5 protein-coding genes and 1 pseudogene are annotated in these 6,347 nt (G+C 35.0%); all 6 read left to right on the top strand.

The features are described 5' to 3' along the window. Positions 1–93 precede the first annotated feature (93 nt). The 6 genes and pseudogenes from QMG93_RS30725 (at position 94) to QMG93_RS30700 (ending at position 6,106) form a co-directional block, all read left to right on the top strand. The gene (locus tag QMG93_RS30725; protein WP_281943339.1) at positions 94–789 is read left to right on the top strand and encodes a hypothetical protein; all 696 of its coding nucleotides are present in this window, start codon (positions 94–96) and stop codon (positions 787–789) included. Beyond that, positions 786–2,462, top strand: a complete 1,677-nt coding sequence (locus QMG93_RS30720; protein ID WP_281943337.1) for a hypothetical protein — start codon at positions 786–788, stop codon at positions 2,460–2,462. Before QMG93_RS30725 ends, QMG93_RS30720 begins: the two co-directional genes overlap by 4 nt. A 393-nt stretch (positions 2,463–2,855) precedes the next feature. Beyond that, positions 2,856–3,029, top strand: coding sequence for a hypothetical protein (locus tag QMG93_RS30715; RefSeq protein ID WP_281943335.1), 174 nt, complete (start codon positions 2,856–2,858; stop codon positions 3,027–3,029). Then, positions 2,987–4,273, top strand: coding sequence for a tetratricopeptide repeat protein (locus QMG93_RS30710; RefSeq protein ID WP_281943333.1), 1,287 nt, complete (start codon positions 2,987–2,989; stop codon positions 4,271–4,273). Before QMG93_RS30715 ends, QMG93_RS30710 begins: the two co-directional genes overlap by 43 nt. Next, positions 4,251–4,715 carry a hypothetical protein gene (locus QMG93_RS30705; protein WP_281943331.1) on the top strand — a complete coding sequence of 155 codons (465 nt, stop codon included), beginning with the start codon at positions 4,251–4,253 and terminating at the stop codon, positions 4,713–4,715. The genes QMG93_RS30710 and QMG93_RS30705 overlap by 23 nt, the downstream gene beginning before the upstream one ends. 495 nt (positions 4,716–5,210) lie before the next feature. Continuing rightward, positions 5,211–6,106: pseudogene (locus tag QMG93_RS30700) on the top strand (RNA-guided endonuclease TnpB family protein). Positions 6,107–6,347: the final 241 nt, after the last annotated feature.

Below are 6,347 nucleotides of genomic sequence, written 5' to 3'. Positions count from 1 at the left end.
AGAATAATTGCATAAGTCCTTGAAATATATGTAGATTCATGGAATACTTTGGGGTATATATTATGATGATGTCGATCTCAAGGGGGGAATTATTTGAAAACTATAACTTTTTCAGATGTCTTAATAAAAACTTCTGAATCATTGGAAAATAATTTCAAAAGTTGTATTTCTAGAAATGAAGCATTAATAAATGAGATGGTAGAACATTTAAATCTTTTATATTATTGGTCCGAGAAATTGTCTGATGTTAATTGTGTTCCTGTTCTTAGGGAAGTAAATTATGATCTGTTATCCTCAATTTATATTAGCGCAAATGGGATGTATAGAAATGCTTTCATTTGCCTTAGAAGCGCCTTAGAGTTAGGTCTAAGTTTTTTTTACTTTGTGGACAATAATTTTAAATATTTACAATGGAAGAAAAATGATTTTGACATGAAGTGGAGCTTGCTACAAGACCATGAGGATGGTGTATTAAGCAAAAAGTATATGAAATTATTTAAAAACAATTTCAAAGAGGAAATATTCATAGAAGAGGTTCAAGACGTTTATAGAAGTTGCTCTGAATATGTTCATGGGAAATACGAATACATGCACACACTACATAATCAACAAATATTATTCGATCAACGAAAATTTGAGGAATTTGCAAAGACCTTTTTAAAGGTTGCAAAATTAATAACCGTTTATATGGTAATACGCTTTAGTGACAAACAATCTGATTTTATTCAAGATAAGTTGGTTACAACATTTGATATTGCCAAAGTATATTTTCAAGGAGAGATAGCGTGAACTACGATATTAATGGCTTTATTTATAGGACTGAGGATATTAAAGACGAGGAATTAAGTGATATATACGTTGAGTCAGAATTGGATAAGCAAAACGTAAAAGGGTTAATGAGTCAGGAACCAGTCCTTTTAGTAGGTAGTCGTGGAACCGGAAAGACAATGTTATTAAGAATAACTGAGAAAAAACTAGATGATAGTTTTAAAGAGAATAAAGTTCTTGCAGTGATGGTTAGCTTTAATAAGGCAATGTTTTTAGAGTCTCTGGATGACAGAAATTATTTCAGACAGTGGATGCTTTCCAAAATATTATTTGCATTAAAAAGAAAGGTCGTTCGTTTATGCAATGTTGTGAATGATCTTGGCATTTTTCAAAGCTACTTCAATATTCAATTGCCTGATGACGATATTACAAAAAAGCTAGAGAGATTCAATGCTTTATTGGAAAATTCTTGGACTAGTAAAAAAGTAGATTTAGCTCAAGAGATTGAGAAACTTTTCGGAAAAAATGTTCAATATTTAGGGATTTTAAATGAAATGGATTATTTTAAGGCATTAATTGAAGACATTTGTAGAACATTAGGAATTAAGAAAATAATATTGCTATTTGACGAAGCCTGTCATAATTTTATTCCGTTTCAGCAAAGGGAATTTTTTACCCTATTTAGAGATTTAAGATCGCCTTATATAAGTTGTAAAGCGGCAGTTTATCCTGGAATAACATCTTACGGTTCTACGTTCCAGAAGTTTCATGATGCCAGAGTTGTGAGGATTGAACGAGATTTAACTGACCCCGATTATATTGCACTTATGAGAGATATCGTGAAAAATCAAGTTGATGGACATGTTTATAGAATATTTGAATCAAATGGTGAGAATTTTAACACTCTAATATATGCATCATCCGGCAACCCAAGGCTATTGCTTAAAAGTTTATATATGGCGAGTAATGGGTTAAAAAGTTTGAATCTACAGAATGTTAATAGTACTATTAAAAGTTTCTTTCGGATTGATATTTGGAACGATCACACTAAATTGGGGGAAATTTATAAAGGACATAAACTATTTATTGATTGGGGGAGGGAATTTCTTGAAAATAAGGTTTTAATTGAGACATCAAATAAAAATATGTCAAGGAATGATAAGGGTGTAAAACAACAAACGATATTTTTTGCAATTCACCGTGATGCACCCGAGGCTGTTAAAACATCCATAAGGATTCTGGAGTATTCGGGAATAGTACAGTTGCATACAGAAGGAACAAAAGTTGGTGGAAAAATATTTGATAGGTATCAAATAAATCTTGGTGTGGTATTGGCTGACGAACAAACTCCTTCTGCAAGATGCAAAGAAATAATTACTGGATTATCAGTAAAGCTATACTCGGAGTATGGTATGAATTCACCATCCTATGAAAAAATAGACGAGTTAATAGTTTCAGAAGATATCACGAATTTCTCTGATATTCTGCAAGATATCATGAAACAATCAATAGATAGTTTAGATATTACAAGTTTCCAGAGGGACACAATAAAACAAGCAGGCTTTAGGACAATTGAAGATATTTTGGGCGGTACTGAAGAGGACTTACAAAGAGCTTTCGGCATTGGGAAAACAAAGTCTAGAAGAATTTTTAATATTGCTTTTAATGCTACAATAGAGTATATATCAGGCTGATTTTTCCAAGTAAATTAGGTTTCTGGGATATATTATGGACTTACTGATTACGGTCCACAGGCTCAATTCTTTTTTTCCTGCAAGGGCTTTGGCGGATTTACGGGATAACTTGGCCTCGTCTTAATTCGAAACTTTTGATATGTCGGGAAGAGGGGCCACTATAATATCAAAGGATTTAACAAAAATGATATAAGTAAGGCGTCAGTATTATCTAGGCATTTATGGCTTATGAAGATGAGACTGGCGCCTTTTTGTTTTTATAAGGTATCAAATTATTGCAGGGTCGTATTCGCAAACGATTATTATATTATTTTTCAGTAACACATCCTAAATTACTGCAATAAGAATCAATGTTTATTAATTTAGAATTCAATTTTGATGGAGGACTTAGAAATGAATTTACCTGAAGTTTCTGAAAAACATGAGCAGGAGAGAAGGAGTATTACTGCATTTAGATCAGTTATGGAGGATGGTGATTTTATAGTTAGAGATGTCAGGGAAAGCGACTATGGTGCTATTTATCAGTGGAAATTAAACTTGAGGGAAAGTATGCAAGTAACTATATAATCTTTGTTCAAATTAAGGATAAATTGAATTCAGAGGAAATAGTAAACAAAGAAAATGAATATGTTTATTCTGTCGGGCTTAAAAGTATTAATTATCTATCTAATCATCCAAATTCATTATTTGTAATATACCTAGAAGATAAAAAGTTATTTGTATGGGAATGGATTTACGAAATTGAAAAAGCAATTAATGATAAAGCAATTGATATAAGTAATCCATCGCAAAGCACATATAGTTATAAATTTAATAAAGTCTTGGACTCTAAATCTAAAAACGTAATTCATAAGCAAGTTAAACATGTGAGCGAAAGAATAAAACAGTACGGCAAAGCATTAGCAGATTCAAAAAACAATGTGAATATAAGTAGTGCTTTAAATACTATAAAGAGTGATGAACTGAAACTAATTGGATCTGTTGTTGAAAAAGTTGAGGAAGCCGAAAAGCTTAAGGCCGAAAACAAACTACGAGAAGCTCTGAAAATATATACCAACATTTCAAAAGTAATAAATACTGATACTGTATTTTTGCAGTGTGCTGAAATATGTTTAGACTTAAAAGATTACAAACTAGTGATCCGGAATTGCAGCAAAGCAATTTCTAAAAATCCGCGTAATTATTATGCTTACCTTGGTTTAGGATTTGCTTATCAAGAGTTAAAGGACTATAAAAAAGCTAGGGGATTTTATGATAGGATTTTAAAATATAAACAAATTGCTGAGGTATATATCCAAATAGGAAAGATTTGTTATATCACAGGGGATATCAATAATGCAATTGCAAATTTGATGAGGTCTCTTAAAGAAACTGCGCTTCAAAAAGAAAATTATATTGAAGCTGAGATTCTATTAGCGGACATTTACACATCGACATTTAACTTCACAAGAGCAAGATTCTTTATTGATAGGGTGCTTAAACTACAGCCACAAAACAGCAAGGCACTTGCATTATTAGGTCAGTATCATATGGAAAACGGCAATGAAGATCGGGCAATCGTGTATTTCCAAAAAACCATGGATAATGATATGAATAACTATAATGCTTTATTAGGACTTAGTATAATATTTATTCAGAAGAATATCGAAAAAGCTCTTATATTTTTAAATGCCTTAATAAAAGAATACTTTTCAAAACTTATACTAAATAAAGGTGAGGGTAATTTTGTTATTACTTATATAGGGTGGCAAAAAACAACTTTTTTTTTAATTTCAATTTCCAAAGAAGGTGATACACCTTTGTATAGATAAGGAAACTAAAATTCCTATAAATATAGAAAATGACAATGGTATAATATTAATTGGTGTAATTAAAAATCTGAACGCACATTTCCAAATGCCAATAGTAGGAAAAACATATAATAAAGAAAAAGATTACAATGAAGCAATAAAACATATTGAAGAACATATTACTTTAGTCAAAGAATTTACTGAAAAGGGACAGAGTTTGGATTTTGAGAATCAAACAAGGCTTCATGTTGAAGAATGTTCAAATAGGGTTTATATTAAATTGGACTTTAATGGGTATTACATTACCGGGTTTACTAATTCGACAAACAATAAAAGAGGATACTTTGACTTTATCAAAGCATATAATAAATATAATTTCTTTCAAGTTCAAATATCCTGTAAAGAGAATAATAAATGTTTATTTTACACCATTAATGGTAATGTAACTGTAAATAAGAGGTAAAGACTCTTCTGCATGAGATTGGTGTTGCAAAATTCTTCAGTTGGCGCTGAGTTCCATGAAAATATGTTGAGATATTAACATGCAGATCAAAATTGACGTGATCACGGTGTAATGTGTGATGAAAAATGTGGCAGATTTAGTTACACCACCTCTCCAAATTGATTCATCATCACGCGGCGGCGGATTGTGGATTTGCCGAGCCACGGTTCGTCTCCATATGCCAAATCCACAAATAAAAATCACTACCTTAAATGAGAGGTAGTGATTTTTATTTGTGAGAAGACAGGAAAAATTAATTTATTTGAAGATACATCAATGTCCTGCTTACCTTGATTCCAAATAATTCAGCCCAAGTTTGACTGCCCATTTTATCGGTAAGGCTGAGAAGACTCCCTCTTCGATAAGGGGGAGATGAATCAGCATATCTTGTATACAAATAAGAACGTATGTTCTATAATTGCCATGAAATCTCCAAAAGATGTAAATTAACACACTTTGCATCATAAAGCTTTTCGCTTTCGCATCTACCCTACGGAGGAGCAAGCGACGCTGATCCACCAGATGTTTGGATGCGCTCGCTTTGTCTTTAACCATTTCCTTGCGAGGTGGAACGACACCTTCCAAGAAACAGGCAGAGGCTTGTCTTACCAGACCTGTGCAACCGGGCTGCCAGCGTTGAAAAAGGAATGGCCTTGGCTCAAGGACGTGGACAGCATTGCTTTGCAATCCGCCGTTCGCAGCCTGGCAGATGCGTTTGATCGCTTCTTTCGAAAGCAAAACGATCCGCCTCCGTTTCAAGAGCAAACGCAATCCCGTCCAAAGCTACACCACGAAGTTCACGAACGGTAATATTGCCGTTATTGGCGATCTGCTGAAACTTCCGAAGCTGGGATGGATGTGCTTTGCCAAGTCCCGTGAAATCGAAGGACGGATCTTGTCTGCTACGGTGCGTCGAAACGGCACAGGCAAGTACTTCGTTTCGATCCTGTGTGAAGTAGACATCCAGCCGCTTCCTCACGTGGATACCGCCATCGGCGTAGACCTCGGCATCAAGTCGTTTGCCGTTTGCAGCAGCGGAGAAAACGTTCCGAATCCCAAGCACCTGCGCACCTACGAAAAGCAACTTGCGTTTTGGCAGCGACGTTTGTCTCGTCGACCGAAAGGTGGATCGGGCTATCTAAAAGCGAAGCAAAAAGTCGCTCGCATACATGAGCGAATCGCTAACGCTCGGCAAGAATTGTCATGTATGCCAATCGCGTAACCCCGAAGTGAAAAATCTAAACTTGCGAGCGTGGACCTGTTCAGGATGCGGGACGCACCATGACCGTGACCACAATGCCAGCATGAACATCTTGCAAGAAGGACTGCGTTTGTTGGTGAAGACCAACTGAACTGCGGGAACCGCAGGGATCGCTTGCTCAAGAAGAGAAGGATGCTTCTTCTGTTCGCAAGAATCCCCTACCTCCGCGCCATTAGCGCAGGTGGTGGGAGTGTTCAATGCAATGTAGGTGTACGTATAACGGCAAACAACTTAGAAGAGAGTTGTTATAATCTGGGGGAGCTAAAAAAGTTTTTTAGCTCCTTAGAACCCCTCAATGTTTTACTTCAAAATTTGAGAATTTACAGGAACCT

The organism is Paenibacillus tyrphae, from assembly GCF_027925525.1.
Taxonomy (GTDB): Bacteria; Bacillota; Bacilli; order Paenibacillales; family NBRC-103111; genus Paenibacillus_G; species Paenibacillus_G tyrfis_B.
The sequence above is the reverse complement of the archived record's forward strand: the minus strand, read 5'-3'. Positions and strand labels throughout refer to the sequence as shown.

What these genes read in the sequence shown, in the direction of transcription:
- QMG93_RS30715 (WP_281943335.1), top strand. Translation starts at nt 2,856, where the DNA reads ATGAATTTACCTGAAGTTTCTGAAAAACATGAGCAGGAGAGAAGGAGT.